This window comes from Flagellimonas sp. 2504JD4-2 (assembly GCF_053642935.1).
Genome location: NZ_JBSIOV010000001.1, coordinates 967,851 through 984,273, shown reverse-complemented (window position 1 = coordinate 984,273; position 16,423 = coordinate 967,851). Strand labels below are relative to the sequence as shown.

General features: G+C 42.5%; 13 protein-coding genes. 7 read left to right on the top strand and 6 right to left on the bottom strand.

From position 1 onward, the window contains the following. Nucleotides 1-20: 20 nt before the first annotated feature. Entirely contained in the window at nucleotides 21-575 is a 555-nt protein-coding gene (gene ruvC / locus ACULLH_RS04455; protein WP_454087521.1) for a crossover junction endodeoxyribonuclease RuvC, read from the bottom strand. 4 nt (nucleotides 576-579) lie between these two features. After that, on the bottom strand, nucleotides 580-1,056 hold the full coding sequence (locus tag ACULLH_RS04450; protein WP_454087520.1) for a hypothetical protein: 477 nt from the start codon (nucleotides 1,054-1,056) through the stop codon (nucleotides 580-582). Nucleotides 1,057-1,181: 125 nt separating this feature from the next. On the opposite strand from ACULLH_RS04450, the gene ACULLH_RS04445 reads away from it, so the two are divergent. After that, nucleotides 1,182-1,691: a DUF456 domain-containing protein gene (locus tag ACULLH_RS04445; RefSeq protein ID WP_454087519.1), complete on the top strand. Its 510-nt coding sequence runs from the start codon at nucleotides 1,182-1,184 to the stop codon at nucleotides 1,689-1,691. Here the strand turns inward: ACULLH_RS04445 and ACULLH_RS04440 are convergent. Both ACULLH_RS04440 and ACULLH_RS04435 read right to left on the bottom strand, forming a co-directional pair. Then, nucleotides 1,683-2,237, bottom strand: a complete 555-nt coding sequence (locus tag ACULLH_RS04440) for a nitroreductase family protein (protein ID WP_454087518.1) — start codon at nucleotides 2,235-2,237, stop codon at nucleotides 1,683-1,685. The two genes, ACULLH_RS04445 and ACULLH_RS04440, sit on opposite strands and share 9 nt — an antisense overlap. A 45-nt stretch (nucleotides 2,238-2,282) precedes the next feature. Beyond that, nucleotides 2,283-3,170 carry a LysR family transcriptional regulator gene (locus ACULLH_RS04435; protein ID WP_454087517.1) on the bottom strand — a complete coding sequence of 296 codons (888 nt, stop codon included), beginning with the start codon at nucleotides 3,168-3,170 and terminating at the stop codon, nucleotides 2,283-2,285. Between the two features lie 78 nt (nucleotides 3,171-3,248). Here ACULLH_RS04435 and hutH point away from each other — a divergent pair, with 78 nt between their 5' ends. From hutH to ACULLH_RS04405, 6 genes are all read left to right on the top strand, one after another. Continuing rightward, nucleotides 3,249-4,826, top strand: a complete 1,578-nt coding sequence (gene hutH / locus ACULLH_RS04430) for a histidine ammonia-lyase (protein WP_454087516.1) — start codon at nucleotides 3,249-3,251, stop codon at nucleotides 4,824-4,826. Nucleotides 4,827-4,829: 3 nt separating this feature from the next. Beyond that, nucleotides 4,830-6,062: an imidazolonepropionase gene (hutI, locus tag ACULLH_RS04425; protein WP_454087515.1), complete on the top strand. Its 1,233-nt coding sequence runs from the start codon at nucleotides 4,830-4,832 to the stop codon at nucleotides 6,060-6,062. 90 nt (nucleotides 6,063-6,152) lie between these two features. Next, nucleotides 6,153-8,168, top strand: a complete 2,016-nt coding sequence (locus tag ACULLH_RS04420) for a urocanate hydratase (RefSeq protein ID WP_454087514.1) — start codon at nucleotides 6,153-6,155, stop codon at nucleotides 8,166-8,168. Continuing rightward, complete coding sequence (gene hutG, locus ACULLH_RS04415) at nucleotides 8,165-9,139, top strand: formimidoylglutamase (protein WP_454087513.1); 975 nt, start codon at nucleotides 8,165-8,167, stop codon at nucleotides 9,137-9,139. Before ACULLH_RS04420 ends, hutG begins: the two co-directional genes overlap by 4 nt. A 276-nt stretch (nucleotides 9,140-9,415) precedes the next feature. Then, nucleotides 9,416-10,630 (top strand): DNA polymerase IV, encoded by a 1,215-nt coding sequence (dinB, locus tag ACULLH_RS04410; RefSeq protein WP_454087512.1) that lies wholly within the window; start codon nucleotides 9,416-9,418, stop codon nucleotides 10,628-10,630. A gap of 160 nt (nucleotides 10,631-10,790) precedes the next feature. Further along, nucleotides 10,791-13,823, top strand: coding sequence for a DNA polymerase III subunit alpha (locus ACULLH_RS04405; protein WP_454087511.1), 3,033 nt, complete (start codon nucleotides 10,791-10,793; stop codon nucleotides 13,821-13,823). Here the strand turns inward: ACULLH_RS04405 and ACULLH_RS04400 are convergent. Both ACULLH_RS04400 and ACULLH_RS04395 read right to left on the bottom strand, forming a co-directional pair. Next, on the bottom strand, nucleotides 13,807-15,171 hold the full coding sequence (locus ACULLH_RS04400) for an aldehyde dehydrogenase (protein ID WP_454087510.1): 1,365 nt from the start codon (nucleotides 15,169-15,171) through the stop codon (nucleotides 13,807-13,809). The two genes, ACULLH_RS04405 and ACULLH_RS04400, sit on opposite strands and share 17 nt — an antisense overlap. A 65-nt stretch (nucleotides 15,172-15,236) precedes the next feature. Next, complete coding sequence (locus ACULLH_RS04395; RefSeq protein ID WP_454087509.1) at nucleotides 15,237-16,415, bottom strand: acyl-CoA dehydrogenase family protein; 1,179 nt, start codon at nucleotides 16,413-16,415, stop codon at nucleotides 15,237-15,239. Nucleotides 16,416-16,423: the final 8 nt, after the last annotated feature.

Sequence of the window (16,423 nt, the reverse complement as noted above, 5' to 3'; positions counted from 1 at the left end):
TACTTTTCACTTTTTACTTTTTACTTCTTATTCACCTTATCACTATTTTGCTTCACAAAGGCCTCCCATCCTGTATAGTGTTTTCCAACCTCGACCCTACCTTCATTGTAAAAATGGCAAACGGCGGCAGCCAACCCATCGGTACTGTCCAAATTTTTGGGTAGTGTTTTGAGCTTTAAGACACTCTGAAGCATTTTTGCCACCTGTTCTTTGCTTGCATTCCCATTTCCTGTGATGGACATCTTAATTTTTTTAGGCATATATTCCGTAATCGGAACCTGTCTGGAAAGTCCAGCGGCCATGGCCACCCCCTGTGCCCTACCAAGTTTTAGCATCGACTGTACATTTTTACCATAAAATGGAGCCTCAATGGCAATCTCATCGGGATGGTATGTGTCGATGAGTTCCAAGGTGCGCTCAAAAATCAGTTTAAGTTTGGTATAGTGATCATCATATTTTCGAAGCATCAACTCATTCATTTGAACAAAGTGCATCTGCTTGTTGACTACTTTGATAATCCCAAAACCCATAACTGTTGTTCCTGGGTCAATTCCTAAAATAATCTTCTCTGCCAAGGTATTAATTCGTGTTTAAAATAATGGGAAGCTTAAATCGCAAACTGACCGGAATACCACGCTTTAACGCCGGTCTTACCGTGGTCAAATCGTTTAATTGGTCCGATATTTTGCTATTGAAATCTTCGATTTCATTTAAAATATTCTGATTTTCCTCCACCTCTGTAACGGAAATAAAGCCATGTTCATCAATCACAAAATGGACATAGACCGTATCATTTAAATCCGTGTTTACTTGAAATTGCAAGCTATCCAATGCTCGGGAAAAATACCCCAGCATAACGGTTTGGAAACATTCCTGTTGAATTTGTTTGGTGACCGTTTCATCACAATCATCAAAAAGGGGATATTGGTCAACATCGTTCCAATCGATGGCTAGGAGTTCTTCATTCACCCTATTCTTGGTCTGCTCCTCTTTGGATGTGAAAAGTTCACAAGAGGTAAACAAACCCAAAAATGACAACAATATAAGCTTCCGCATACAACCCCTAATATTTGGCTGAAATTACGATTTTTTGGTTATATCCATTTCGGCGATTTCCACATAAATTCCCAATAGTGCTGTAACAAATAGCCCTTATATTTGTCTCATTAGCAAAACCTAGCATGGACATAGCTCTTCTTATTATAGGATTCCTGTTAATGCTCGTGGGTATCTTGGGCAGCTTTCTTCCCGTGCTACCAGGACCGCCTATTAGCTGGGTAGGATTGTTGTTGCTTTATTTGACCAAAGCCGTGCCCGATAATTGGTGGATTTTGGTAGGAACATTAATTCTTGCTTTAGGTGTAACCATTATGGACTATGTGATTCCCGCAGCAGGAACCAAAAAATTTGGCGGGAGCAAAGCTGGTATGTGGGGTACCATTGTTGGGCTTTTGGTTGCAATATTTTTCCCCATATTTGGCCCATTTGGTATAATTATTTGGCCTTTTGTGGGAGCTTTGGTAGGCGAACTTATCAATAAAGCTGACCAAAAAACCGCTATGAAAGCCGCCTTTGGTTCTTTTATCGGTTTCTTGACAGGAACCTTCATGAAGTTCGTGCTAACCGCCGGTTACTTGGTTTTCTTTATTATAGTTACGGTTAAGTACGCTTCTGAACTTTTCTCATTCTAACCACACTACCTTTTCCTCAACAGGTTTGCGTGCTACGGAAGGTGGTTCTTCATCATAATATCCCAAATAGAAAAAGCCAAGGCATTTTTCGCCTTCGCCCAAGTCGATAAACTCATCCATATATTTTATGAGTCCAGGTGAGCTCCAATAGCATCCAATTCCCATTTCGGTGCAGCACAACCACATATTCTGAACAGCCATTGCCGTAGCCGCCAACTCTTCCCATTCTGGTAAACTTTCATTGGGATCCCGTTGCATACAAATGGCAATTACCGCCGCAGCCCGCATTGGGTTTTCTTGCAGTTTCCTGATCTTTATCTGTTTAGGGCTTGGGTCAACTGCTTGATACTTTTCTGAAAGAAACTTTCCCAGAGCCTCTTTTTTCCCGTTCATGAACACCTTAAAACGCCACGGTTCGGTTTTTTTATGGTTCGGTGCCCAATTGGCCGCCTCCAATAGTTTCTGAATGGTTTCCTTTTCAATGGGCCTGTCATTATATTGAACTGGGAAAATACTTCTGCGGTTCTTAATCAAATCAAATACCATGGTCAATTTCTATTTCGCGCAAAGGTACGTATTGCCACCTTTTAATTATGGATTCAAAAGTAAATCGATACAATTCTGCAATGCCGGATTCCTATTATCCTCTTTCCAGACCATGGACAGAACAGCACGTTGTTTTATTTTCTTCAATTCGATGAACTTCACTTCCATTTGAAATCCATATTGCAGCGCCGTGGGCACAATAGCAATACCCAGTTTATTCTCTACCAATTTAAAAATAGTCTGGGCATGAACCGACTTATGCGAAACATTGGGTGTAAAACCCCCATCCTCACAAATACTCATCACCGTATCAAAATATAAGGGACTATAATCCTGGGAAAAGAGAATAAAATCATCCTGTGCGACTTGACGGATTCCCCGGAAGCTTTTTTCATCCAAGGGATAATCTTTTGGCAAGACCAAGGAAAATGTATCTTCAAAAACAGGTTTAATCTTTAGCCCCTTAGGTGCTCGGGACAAGCGGACAAAACCAAGATCCAGTTTATCCCTTAAAATGGCACTTATTTGGGCCTTATTGGAAAGTTCATCCAGACTGGTATGCACAAGCGGATACTTCTTTTTCATATCCAACAACAGTTTAGGAACCACATTTTGCATGGCCGAACCCAAAAATCCAATTCTAATCTCACCTGAATGTCCATCACCAATGAGTTTTAATTGCTTCTGGGTTTGTTCCAAATGATTCAAGATGAATTCCACTTCTCCTTTTAAAAATTCCCCTGCAGGCGTCAAACTCACCTTTTTCTTGTCCCGAACAAACAACTGTGTTTGCAAAATCTCTTCCATTTGCTTGATCTGCGTACTCAATCCTGGCTGCGAGATAAAAAGCTTTTCTGCCGCTTTTCTATAGTGCAGTTCTTCGGCCACAGCCAAAAAATAAATGAAATGTCGTAACTCTATCTGATAATTCATGGTTATTAAATATTACAAAAATAAGTATTGGTAATTATTAATAATGTACAATACCTTTATATTTCTTAAATGAAGCTTATGCAGTTACCCAAAACATTTCATTTTGGCGAAGACCATTTAACGGCAGGTATCGCCATTGGCATCTCTGAAGGTGGGATCAAAGGTGTTTTATCCGATTCATGTTTGGAAAAAATCAAGGCCAGTCAAAACCGGGTTCAAAATATTGTAGAAAAAGGTGAGACCGTCTATGGAATCAACACAGGATTTGGCCCTTTATGCAACACCAAAATTTCCAAAGAGGACACGAAAATCCTACAATCCAATATATTACAAAGCCATAGCGTTGGCGTTGGCAAGCCCATTTCGGAAAAGCTGGCCAAACTAATGCTTATTTTAAAGATTCATGCCTTGGCGAAAGGCTATTCCGGAATAGCGGTGTCCACTATTGAACGTATGCTATGGCATGTTGAGAATGATGCCATCCCTGTGGTTCCTTCGCAAGGTTCTGTAGGAGCTTCAGGTGATCTTGCTCCCCTTTCCCATTTATTTTTACCACTTATTGGCTTGGGAAAGGTCCATTATAAAGGTGAAACGATTTCCACCGGGCAATTGTTCCAAAAAACAGGGCTTAAGTCGGTGGAACTTGGCCCTAAAGAAGGCTTAGCCTTGATCAATGGCACCCAGTTTATCGCTGCACATGGGGTTCTGGTTGTTCAAAAACTCCAGCATTGCTTAAGACAGGCTGATATTGTCGGGGCCATGATGTTGGAAGGACTCCAAGGCTCGATAAAACCATTCTTTGAAGAATTACATGCGCTTCGTCCGTTTAAAGGGAATCAACATGTGGCTGGAAGAATTCGAACCCTGCTTCAAGGCTCTGAAATTTTGGAAGACCATATCGATTGCGAACGCGTGCAAGACCCATATTCGCTCCGATGTATTCCACAAGTTCATGGAGCTTCCCGAAATGCTTGGTTACATCTAAAAGAGTTGTTGGAAGTGGAGCTCAATTCGGTAACGGACAATCCTGTCATTATAAATGATGAACTGACCATTAGTGGTGGAAATTTCCATGGACAACCTTTGGCCATGGCTTTGGATTATGCAGCCCTGGCTGCATCGGAACTTGGCAATATCTCTGACCGAAGAATTTATTTGGCCTTGGAAGGTAACAGTCCCGGAGTTCCTAAATTGTTGATGGAGGACACGGGAATCAATTCGGGTTATATGATTTTGCAATACACTACAGCGGCATTGGCCAGTGAAAACAAAAGCCTGTGTTTTCCGGCAAGTGCGGATAGTATCCCCACCTCTTTGGGTCAGGAAGATCATGTGAGCATGGGATCCATCAGCGGAAGAAAAGCACTTCAGATTATTGAAAATGTCGAAAAAATATTGGCCATCGAGTTGCTTACCGCCTCCCAAGCATTTGAATATAGAAAACCCTTAAAATCTGGTGTTGTATTGGATGAAATCCATAAATTCATTCGAACCAAAGTCTCTTTTGCAGATAGTGATCGTGTTTTTGCGGACGATATTGAAAAGGGAATCGACATCATCCAACAAGGCGGAATCATAAATTTGGTTGAAAAAACAATGAAGGACAAAAACCTTCAGTGGAATGCACCTCATCTAGCAGAATTTGAAACATATTAATCCATGAGCAAACCCATATTAATAGGTCCGTTTACCCAATTACTGCCGATGTCTGGCCTACCCATAAAGGGCGCACTAGCAGATGAGCAATTGCCCATTATTGAAAACGGTGGAATTGTGGTTTCCGAAGGAAAAATTCAGAAAATTGGTGTTTTTAATGATTTAAAGACAAGTGATATCGATATCCATCATATAGAAGGAGAGCAAGTTTGTCTCCCTGGATTTGTCGATGCCCATACCCATATCTGTTTTGGTGGCACCCGCGCAAGGGATTATGCGATGCGCAATGCGGGAATCTCTTACTTGGAAATTGCCAAAGCCGGCGGGGGCATATGGGACACCGTAACCCAAACCCGAAAAGCTACTCAAGAGGAACTTGTTGAGGGAATTTTAGAACGAAGTCAAAAACATTTGCAAAATGGCATCACTACAATTGAGGTAAAAAGTGGTTATGGCCTATCTGTGGAACAAGAATTGAAAATGCTTAGGGCCATTAAACAGGCCAATGATAAAACTGAAGCTGATTTGGTGGCCACCTGCTTGGCCGCTCATATCAAACCCAAAGATTGGAGCGGTAACAACACATATTTGGAGGAAATGACCTCTACCTTGTTTCCCACAATCAAATCAGAAAACCTAGCTACACGAGTAGATGCTTTTGTTGAAGAAAGTGCTTTTTCCTCGGAAGAAATTGCTCCATATTTTCAGAAAGCAAAAGAAATGGGCTTTGATATTACCGTTCATGCCGACCAATTTACTGCTGGAGGAAGTAAGGTAGCTGTGCAATTTGGAGCTTTAAGTGCCGACCATTTGGAGGCAAGCACCGAAAAAGAAATCCAGCTCTTGGCAAAAAGCGATGTAATTTCCATGGCTTTGCCCGGAGCTTCCATGGGATTGGGATGTGCCTATACCCCAGCACGTAAGATTTTGGATGCCGGAGGAGCATTGGCGATTGCCAGCGACCACAATCCCGGGTCAGCTCCTATGGGGGATTTACTTACGCAAGCAAGTGTTCTGGGAACTTTTGAAAAGTTGTCGAATGCCGAAGTATTGTCCGGAATCACCTTTAGGGCAAGTGCTGCTTTAAAATTGACCGACAGGGGAGTTTTACAAATGGGAAGCCAAGCCGATTTTGTGACTTTCCCAACCAACAACTATCAAGAAATCACCTATCACCAGGGACAGTTAAAACCCAATGCCGTTTGGAAAAATGGAAAAAAGATAACGTCATTCTGAACGGATGCTGAGCGGAGTCGAAGCATGTTTCAGAATCACACAAATAGAATAATGAGGCCCTGAAAAAATTCAGGGAGACGAAAAGAAATCATGATAAAACAAGAGTTTAAAGTCAGCATTCTTCAGGGCATTCCTTCAGCATTGCCTTCGAAAAAAGCATATCCCGAAACGGGAAACCCAGCTCCTAAACGCAAGGACATTCTATCCGCGGCAGAGAAAAAACTGGCCATTCAAAATGCGCTGCGTTATTTTCCAAAAGCCTGGCATCGGGAATTGGCCGTAGAATTTGCCGAGGAGCTCAAGACCTATGGTCGAATCTACATGCATCGTTTTAAACCCGATTACCCGATGTATGCCCGTCCAATTGCTGAATATCCGGCAAAAACCAAACAGGCTGCTGCCATTATGTTGATGATCCAAAACAATTTGGACCCAGCCGTGGCACAACACCCTGAGGAACTTATCACGTATGGAGGCAATGGGGCAGTCTTCCAGAATTGGGCGCAGTATCTTTTGACGATGAAATATTTGGCCGAGATGACCGAGGAACAAACCTTGCACATGTACTCAGGGCATCCAATGGGACTATTTCCATCTTCGAAAGAAGCGCCTAGAGTTGTTGTGACCAACGGTATGATGATTCCCAACTACTCCCAACCGGACGACTGGGAAAAATTCAATGCACTTGGAGTTACCCAATACGGTCAGATGACCGCTGGCTCCTATATGTACATTGGCCCACAAGGTATTGTCCATGGAACGGCAATTACCGTAATGAACGCTTTTAGAAAGGTATTGGACAAAGGTGATTCCCCAAAGGGCAAAGTATTTTTGACCGCTGGTTTGGGTGGAATGAGCGGGGCCCAGCCCAAAGCAGGAAATATTGCCGAATGCATCACGGTTTGCGCCGAAGTAAATCCTGAAGCAGCCAAAAAAAGACACGAACAGGGGTGGATAGATGAGTTATTGACGGATTTATCCGAGCTTGTTCAAAGAACAAAAACTGCCATTGCCAACAATGAAGTTGTTTCTCTGGCTTTCATCGGTAACATAGTGGAAGTTTGGGAACGATTCCTTGAAGAAGATGTTTTTGTGCATTTGGGCTCGGACCAAACCTCATTGCACAATCCCTGGGCAGGTGGATATTATCCTGTTGGATTATCGTTTGAGGAATCCAATCTGATGATGGCCGAAAATCCATCAGCATTCAAAACCAAAGTACAGGCGTCATTGCGACGACAAATTGATGCCATCAATAAACACACGGAAAGGGGCACTTATTTCTTCGACTATGGCAATGCTTTCTTGCTCGAAGTATCGCGGGCAGGTGGTGAGGTTATGGCCGAAAATGGTATCGACTTTAAATATCCATCATATGTACAGGATATCTTGGGACCGATGTGTTTTGATTATGGTTTTGGTCCATTCAGATGGGTCTGCACCTCTGGAAATCCAAAAGACCTACAAAAAACGGATGCCATTGCTTTGGAAGTTATGAAGCAAATCAAAGCTGAAGCTCCAGAGGAAATCCAACAGCAAATGCAGGACAATATTAAATGGATCGAGGAAGCAGAACAGAATAAATTGGTCGTAGGCTCCCAGGCTCGGATTTTATATGCCGATGCCGAAGGTCGGGCCAAAATTGCAGATGCCTTTAATACAGCCATAACCCATGGTGAAATATCCGCACCTGTAGTCTTGGGTCGGGACCACCACGATGTCAGCGGCACCGATTCTCCCTTTAGGGAGACCAGCAATATTTATGACGGGAGTAAGTTCACTGCCGATATGGCCATTCACAATGTGATTGGGGACAGTTTCCGCGGAGCGACATGGGTTTCCATTCATAACGGAGGCGGTGTTGGTTGGGGCGAGGTCACGAATGGTGGCTTTGGAATGGTACTCGATGGTTCGGAAGAAGCTTCCATCCGATTAAAGAATATGCTGTTTTATGATGTGAACAACGGTATTTCCCGCAGAAGTTGGGCTCGAAACAAGGAAGCTTTGTTTGCCATCAAAAGAGAAATGGAGCGAACTCCAAATCTTAAAGTAACTTTACCAAATCTGGTGGAGACCGATATTTTGGACCACCTTTTCGATGCATGATGAAACACTATAGCAAACCCAAGAAGGACATTTGGCAAGGTCGGATCAGCAACAAAAGCCTTTATCTTCATGAAAAAGTGAAGTGCGCTCCGTTGGAAGAAATCCCCGAACCACCGAAAAAATCGATTACCTTATTGGGATATGCTTGTGATGAAGGGGTAGAACGAAACCAGGGAAGAATTGGGGCCGTTAAAGGTCCGGAGGTCATTAAAACCAGTTTTGGGAAATTACCCAATCACCTTCCAAGTCATGTACAATTGTACGATGCGGGTTCCATAACCTGTAAAAACAAGGATATGGAAGCGGCCCAAAATGCACTTTCCCAAGCGGTGAGCACACTTTTGGCCAATAAACAATTCCCCATTGTCTTGGGTGGAGGGCATGATATAGCTTATGGACATTATCATGGCATCAAAAACCATCTCGACGCAAAGAAAGAAGGGCAAACTATCGGAATTATCAATTTTGATGCGCATTTTGATCTTCGGAAGAATGTTCCCAATAACAATTCGGGTACTCCCTTCTATCAAATAGCAATGGAGTGTCAAAAAGAGGACAGCAATTTTAATTATCTCTGTTTGGGTATCCGAAAAGATGCCAATGATCGGTCACTTTTTCAAACTGCAAAGGACCTGGATGTCAATTTTATCTTGTCCGACACCTTTCAAATCCAATTTTTGGATGAAATCAATACTTGGATCAATGCTTTTATCAAAACGGTTGATAAAGTTTATGTGACCATAGATTTAGATGGATTTTCTTCCGCTTACGCGCCAGGAGTCAGTGCCCCCTCTCCTATGGGGTTCACGCCTCAAATTGTTTTGGAGTGCCTAAAGACCATTATCGGTTCGGGAAAATTGATAAGTATGGACCTTGCCGAAATGAATCCTAAATATGATATCGATGGACAAACAGCAAAGCTGGCCGCTTCATTGATCCATCATGTGATACACACTTTGTACAAAGCCTGAGGATTCCGCCATACGTTTTAGTTCAGCAAAAGCTTCCCAAAACCCAAGTTCTTGTTAACAAAAAAAGCCTTCCATATGGAAAGCCTTTCATTGGCGAACATCGTTTTAGATGTTTCAACCTGATTCCAATCATATAGATTGAAATCCAACACAACACGGCAAAGATATAAATGATTTTCCGATAAAAGTCAGATTCCCGTTATTCTATTTCTTTTATTGGATATTTTCCATTTTTTAGGAATTATTCCATAAATTAGCTGTTCTCTCAACTGAATAATGGAAAAGACCATTCTACATCTAGATCTGGATACTTTTTATGTGTCCGTGGAGCGTATCATCAATACGGAGCTTAAAAACAAGCCGCTATTGGTGGGTGGCACAAGTGATCGTGGTGTAGTGGCTGCGTGCAGTTATGAGACCCGTGGTTTTGGGGTGCACTCGGGCATGCCCATGAAAATGGCGAAGGAACTTTGTCCTGAAGCCGTGGTCATTCGGGGCAATGCGGGCACATACAGCAAATATTCGGATGTGGTCACGGAAATGATCAAAGAGCATGTGCCGCTTTTTGAAAAATCGAGCATTGATGAGTTCTATGCTGACCTTTCCGGGATGGACCGTTTTTTTGGGTCCTACAAATACGCCTCGGAGATGCGTCAAAAAATCATAAAGGAAACAGGACTCCCAATTTCCTTTGGCTTATCGGTAAATAAGGTCGTTTCCAAAGTGGCCACCAACGAGGCAAAGCCCAACAATCAACTCAAAATAGATTTTGGACGTGAAAAACCTTTTTTAGCCCCGCTGTCCATCAAAAAAATTCCCATGGTGGGAGACAAAACCTATCAAACCCTTCGAAACCTGGGTATCCGAAAAGTACAAACGGTACAAGAAATGCCCATGGACATTATGCAGCGGGTATTGGGCGCCAACGGAAGGGTAATTTGGAAAAGAGCCAACGGAATGGATAATACCCCCGTAATTCCGTTTTGTGACCGAAAGTCAATTTCAACTGAACGCACTTTCGATAAGGACACTATAGATGTGGTGAAGTTGAAGGGCATTTTGATCGCCATGACCGAAAATTTGGCCTATCAGCTACGCCGAGGGGATAAATTGACTGCCTGCATCGCCGTAAAGATTCGGTATTCGGATTTCAATACGTATTCCAAGCAATTGCGCATTCCCTATACGAGTGCGGACCACATCCTTATCCCAAAAATATTGGAGCTTTTCAAGGTTCTATACAATAAGCGAATGCTGGTGCGGCTGATAGGAATACGATTCAGTCATTTAGTTTCAGGAAATTATCAGATCAATCTTTTTGAGGATACCGAGGAGGCCTTAAATCTTTATCAAGCTATGGATTATGTGAGAAATAGATTTGGTAGCCGAAGTGTTGTCCGAGCCTCTGCCATGGGTGCCAAGACCATTGGCAGTATGCATAATCCTTTTAATGGAGAGCCTCCTGTGGTTCTGGCGCACAGAAAACAATGAACGGTTTACAATGGGCAATGAACAATGGACAATGGACAATTAGCAATGGGCAATGGGCAATGAACAATTAGCGATGAACAATGGCAATTAGCAATAACTGACATCTGACATCTGACAACTGACATCTGACAACTGACAACTGACAACTGATAACTGACAATTGTACTTAAACTGCCACACATATTACAGCATGCGTTACGGAACATTTTCCGAACTGGAGCTATTGGAGCTTGCCCAACAAAACCAAGTGACCCAACTAGCGCTCACAGATATCAATAACACCTCTGCTTGCCTCAATTTTGTGCGAAAGGCCCCAGAATATGGAGTTAGGCCTATTTTGGGAATCGATTTTAGAAATGGCGTTGAGCCTTGTTTTATAGGAATCGCCCGAAACAATGAAGGCTATTTGGAGCTAAACAATTTCCTGTCCTACCATCTTTATGATGATTTGGAAATTCCCGAACGGGCTCCAGCGTTCAAAAATGCATTTGTCATCTATCCTTTTGAACAGGTCTTGCTCAATAATCTACAAGATTTTTCAGACCATCAATTTATCGGGATTTCCATACAAGATTTAAGACGGTTGCCCTTTTCAAGATTGGTCAATCTCAAAGACAAATTAGTGGTCCAGCAATCGGTCACCTTTCGCAACAAAAATGATTTTAATGCCCATCGCTTATTACGGGCCATCGACAACAATGTATTACTGAGCAAACTTCCGAAGGAAGAAGAGGCCAATGAAAATGAAAAAATGTTCCCTGTTCAAAATTTGGCAGCTGCTTTTTCAGAATTCAGTTTCATTTTGGAGAATACCGAAAAACTCCTCAATCGCTGTAGCATTCATTTTGATTTTTCCAAAGGTCGAAAACCCCAAAATCTCAGCAGCTATAGTGGAAGTGTGGAAGAAGATGAAAAACTCATTGAAAAACTATGTTATGAAGGGCTTCCTTATCGCTATAAAGAGATAGACAATTCGATTCAAAATCGATTGGATAAGGAGTTGAACCTCATTAAAAAAATGGGGTTTGTTTCCTATTTCCTTATCAATTGGGACATTGTGTCCGAAGCACGCCGAAGGGAGTTTTATTATGTGGGGCGTGGTAGCGGTGCCAATAGCATTGTGGCCTATTTGCTCCGCATTACCGATGTAGATCCCATGGAGCTAGACCTCTATTTTGAACGCTTCATCAATCTTTACCGTGCCAATCCACCTGATTTTGATATCGATTTTTCTTGGCGCGACAGGCCTGCCATGACCCAATATATCTTTGACCGTTTTGACCATGTAGCCCTTTTGGGCACCTATGTTACCTTTAAAGAGCGGGGAGTAATCCGAGAATTGGGTAAAGTTTTTGGGCTCCCGGCACAAGAAATTGATTTTTTGATCACAGGGAGGTACAATCCATCCCAGTTGGACAGCATATCCAAACTCGTCCTTAAATATGGAAAGCTGTTAAAGGACAAGCCCAACTATCTGAGCATACATGCAGGGGGAATATTGATCAGCGAAAAACCTTTACATTGGTTTTCGGCCACCCATCTCCCTCCAAAGGGATTTCCCACCACCCAGTACGATATGGTCATTGCCGAGGATGTCGGCCTCTACAAATTCGATATTTTGGGGCAACGTGGACTAGGCAAGATTAAAGAAGCTTTGGAGATCATTGCCTACAATCAACCGGAAAAACATCAAGAAATCGACATCCATGACATTAAAGGTTTTAAAACGGACACCACCATAAACAACCTTATCAAAACTGCCCAATGCATGGGATGTTTTTATGTGGAGTCGCCCGCTATGCGGATGCTGCTCAAAAAATTGGAGGTGGATAATTACTTGGGATTGGTGGCTGCCAGTTCCATTATTCGACCTGGAGTCGCCAAAAGTGGGATGATGCGAGAGTATATTTTGCGTCACCGCAATCAGGGAAGAGCGGAAGAAAAAGCACATCCCGTAATGCTGGATATTATGCCGGACACCTATGGCGTAATGGTCTATCAGGAAGATGTTATCAAAGTAGCACACCATTTTGCAGGTTTAGATCTAGGTGAGGCCGATGTGCTTCGTAGGGGCATGAGTGGAAAGTTCCGTTCTCGGGAAGAGTTTCAAAAAGTGAAGGACAAATTCATCTCCAACTGTAGAAAAAAAGGTTATGCTGATACTCTTATTTTTGAAATATGGAATCAAGTTGCCAGTTTCGCAGGCTATGCCTTTGCCAAAGGACACTCCGCTTCCTATGCCGTGGAAAGTTATCAAAGTCTTTTTTTACGCGCCTACTTTCCTTTGGAATACATGGTGGCCGTTCTCAATAACGGAGGAGGGTTTTATCGTTCTGAATTTTACATTCACGATGCCCGCATGATAGGTGCTACCATCCATCCTCCCTGTATCAACAATAGCAACATAAACAATCGTATTTGCGACACCCATATTTATTTGGGGTTGATGTACCTGCGTGATTTGGAAAGCAGGGTTATGGAACGCATCATCAAGGAACGAAACCTCAATGGAAGCTTTGCTTCTTTGGAAGATTTTTTGGACCGAACTATCATTTCTGTAGAACAGCTCTCCATTCTCATCCGAATCGATGCTTTCCGCTTTACCGAAATCAACAAACACGAATTACTATGGAAAGTACATTTAATGCTCTCTAAAAATGACCGTTTGGAACACCCTAAACTCTTTCCGCCTCGTCATCAAAAATTCAAGATTCCCAAATTACACACTACGAATCTGGAAACTGCTTTTGAGCAATTGGAACTTTTGGGTTTTTGTCTTTGTAGCCCTTTTAAGCTTTTGGCCGAACCTCCGAAGAATTCCAATGGCCAACGGGATTTACTTCATTATTTAAATAAGCATATCGATATTTACGGCTATCTAATCACCGTAAAAAACACCAATACCCATAGTGGCAAACGCATGCACTTTGCTACTCTTGTGGATCAACACGGCGAAGTCTTCGATACGGTACTTTTTCCGCCAGTGGCCGCCAAATATTATTTTAGGGGGAAGGGCATTTATCGTTTTTATGGAAAAGTGGTAGAGGAGTTTGGCTTTTTGAGTATTGAGGTCATAAAAATGAAAAAACAGGATTACATTCCCGACCCCCGTTATGCGGACATGAAAACCAGCAAAAAAGTATTTGAAAGTAAGATTTCCAATGCGCTGGACGAGCCTAAAACAAATGCTTGACCCATTTTGCGATTCGTTCTGGTAGTCTATAGGGGGCATATCGTATTGGAGGATCTATCCAGTTTCCTCTTTTTACAATCGCTTTTTTATGGGAAAATACATCAAAGGAGGTTTTACCATGATAAGCACCAATCCCACTATGTCCCACTCCTCCAAAAGGCAATTTTTTGTTAGCGACCTGAATTACTGTATCATTAATTGCCCCTCCTCCAAAACCATATCTTGCTATAAATTCTTTTTGAGATGCCCTTTTGTTTGAAAATATGTAGGCCGCCAAAGGTTTTTCATACCGTTTGACAATCTCATCGATATCCGATTGATTCTTATAGGAAAAAATAGGCAGGATAGGTCCAAAAATCTCTCCCTCCATCAATGGACTGTCCAAATCAGGTTCATCGACCAAGGTAAGGCCCATAAAGTTATCCTCACCTACAGTTTTGCCTCCGTAAAGTATGTGTTGATCTTCCAAGAGTGATTTCAAACGCCCATAGTGCCGTTCATTTACAATTCGAGCCAAATCTTGTGATTCGGTCTGGTCCTCTCCATATGTTCCAACAATCTTCTCCTTAAGCTTCTGAACCAATTTATTCTTAACAGAATGGTGCACCAAAAGATAATCCGGTGCAAGGCAGGTTTGACCTAAATTCAAGGATTTACCCCACACAATTCGTTTAGCAGCTAGGGAAATATTTGCAGTTTCATCTACAATACAAGGATTTTTCCCGCCCAACTCCAATGTGACCGGCGTCAAATGCTTAGCTGCACTTTCATATACAATCTTTCCAACTCGTGGACTTCCTGTAAAAAAAATATGGTTCCAACGTTTTGCCAACAACCTTTGGGATACCTCCACTCCACCCTGTACAACGACCACGTATTCATCATCAAATACTTGGCTAATGATTTTTTCAATAATTGCAGAAGTATTTGGGGTAAGTTCCGAAGGTTTTGCCACTACGGTATTGCCAGCGGCTATTGCACCGACCATTGGGGCTAAGGTCAAATAAAAAGGATAATTCCACGGAGCGATGACCAAAACCTGCCCCAATGGTTCCCTATAAATATAATTCTTGGATGGAAAGTTGGCCAAATTACCAGGAACCCTTTCAGGTTGGGCCCAAAATTCAAGATGCTTAAGCATGGTGTTGATTTCCGCCAATACAAACTGCGTCTCGGCCACAAATGTTTCGAACCGTGGTTTTTTGAAATCAGTATAAATGGCTTCGGCAACAGCATCTTCTTGCTTTACAATTTCATCTCGAAGTCGCTTTAGCGCCGCTTTTCTAAATGAAAGATCCTTTGTCTTTTGGATCGAGAAGAATGTTTTTTGCTTTTCGTAAAATTCCATAGCGTGGCATGATTCGATATTGCTATCAAATTAATCCTTTATGTTTTCCCAACAAAGTATGCTAATTATTTAAAAGCAGGCATCCCTGTAATATCCGCTCCGGTAATCAATAAATGGATATCGTGGGTACCTTCATAAGTAATCACACTTTCTAAATTCATCATATGGCGCATAATGCTGTACTCGCCAGTAATGCCCATTCCACCCAAAACCTGCCTTGCTTCCCGGGCAATTTTAATGGCCATATCCACATTATTTCGTTTGGCCATCGAAATTTGGGCTGTGGTCGCACGACCTTCATTTTTAAGTTGACCCAATCTGAAGGCCAAGAGTTGGGCCTTGGTAATTTCGGTGATCATTTCGGCCAATTTCTTTTGCTGTAACTGTGTAGCAGCAATAGGTTTCCCGAATTGGATACGTTCTTTTGCATAGCGCAATGCAGTATCATAACAATCCATGGCCGCACCGATGGCTCCCCACGCAATACCGTAGCGAGCAGAGTCCAAACAACCCAATGGTGCACCTAAACCACTTTTGCCCGGCAATAGGTTTTCCTTCGGTACTTTTACGTTATCAAAAATCAGTTCCCCGGTGGCGGAAGCCCGCAATGACCACTTATTATGGGTTTCCGGGGTTGAAAAACCTTCCATGCCCCTTTCAACAATCAACCCGTGGATTCGTCCTTCTTCATTCTTCGCCCATACTACGGCCACATCGGCAAAAGGCGAATTAGAAATCCAAAGTTTGGCACCATTGAGCAAAAGATGGTCCCCCATATCCTTGTATTTAGTCTCCATTCCCCCAGGGTTGGACCCATGGTTAGGTTCAGTAAGTCCAAAGCAACCCATCCATTCACCGGTTGCTAATTTTGGTAGATATTTTTTTCGCTGCTCTTCCGTTCCATAAGCAAAGATGGGATACATTACCAACGAAGATTGTACCGAAGCAGTAGATCTTACCCCACTATCCCCTCTTTCAATTTCTTGCATAATCAAACCATAGCTAATTTGATCTAGACCGGCACCGCCATACTCCTCTGGAATATATGGACCAAAAGCCCCTATCTCTGCCAGACCTCCAATTATCTCCTTTGGAAATTCCGCTTTTTGGGCATATTCCTCGATGATTGGCGAAATATCACGCTTCACCCATTGCCTGGCCGCATCACGAACCAATTTGTGTTCTTCGGAAAGTAAATCATCCAAATTGTAGTAATCGGGTGCTTCAAATAAATCAGGTTTCATGCAAAAAA

Excerpts from the sequence above, each read along its gene's own strand:
- ACULLH_RS04450 (WP_454087520.1), bottom strand. The coding sequence starts at position 1,056 with ATGCGGAAGCTTATATTGTTGTCATTTTTGGGTTTGTTTACCTCTTGT.
- ACULLH_RS04445 (WP_454087519.1), top strand. The coding sequence starts at position 1,182 with ATGGACATAGCTCTTCTTATTATAGGATTCCTGTTAATGCTCGTGGGT.
- ACULLH_RS04440 (WP_454087518.1), bottom strand. The coding sequence starts at position 2,237 with ATGGTATTTGATTTGATTAAGAACCGCAGAAGTATTTTCCCAGTTCAA.
- ACULLH_RS04435 (WP_454087517.1), bottom strand. The coding sequence starts at position 3,170 with ATGAATTATCAGATAGAGTTACGACATTTCATTTATTTTTTGGCTGTG.
- hutH (WP_454087516.1), top strand. The coding sequence starts at position 3,249 with ATGCAGTTACCCAAAACATTTCATTTTGGCGAAGACCATTTAACGGCA.
- hutI (WP_454087515.1), top strand. The coding sequence starts at position 4,830 with ATGAGCAAACCCATATTAATAGGTCCGTTTACCCAATTACTGCCGATG.
- ACULLH_RS04420 (WP_454087514.1), top strand. The coding sequence starts at position 6,153 with ATGATAAAACAAGAGTTTAAAGTCAGCATTCTTCAGGGCATTCCTTCA.
- hutG (WP_454087513.1), top strand. The coding sequence starts at position 8,165 with ATGATGAAACACTATAGCAAACCCAAGAAGGACATTTGGCAAGGTCGG.
- dinB (WP_454087512.1), top strand. The coding sequence starts at position 9,416 with ATGGAAAAGACCATTCTACATCTAGATCTGGATACTTTTTATGTGTCC.
- ACULLH_RS04400 (WP_454087510.1), bottom strand. The coding sequence starts at position 15,171 with ATGGAATTTTACGAAAAGCAAAAAACATTCTTCTCGATCCAAAAGACA.
- ACULLH_RS04395 (WP_454087509.1), bottom strand. The coding sequence starts at position 16,415 with ATGAAACCTGATTTATTTGAAGCACCCGATTACTACAATTTGGATGAT.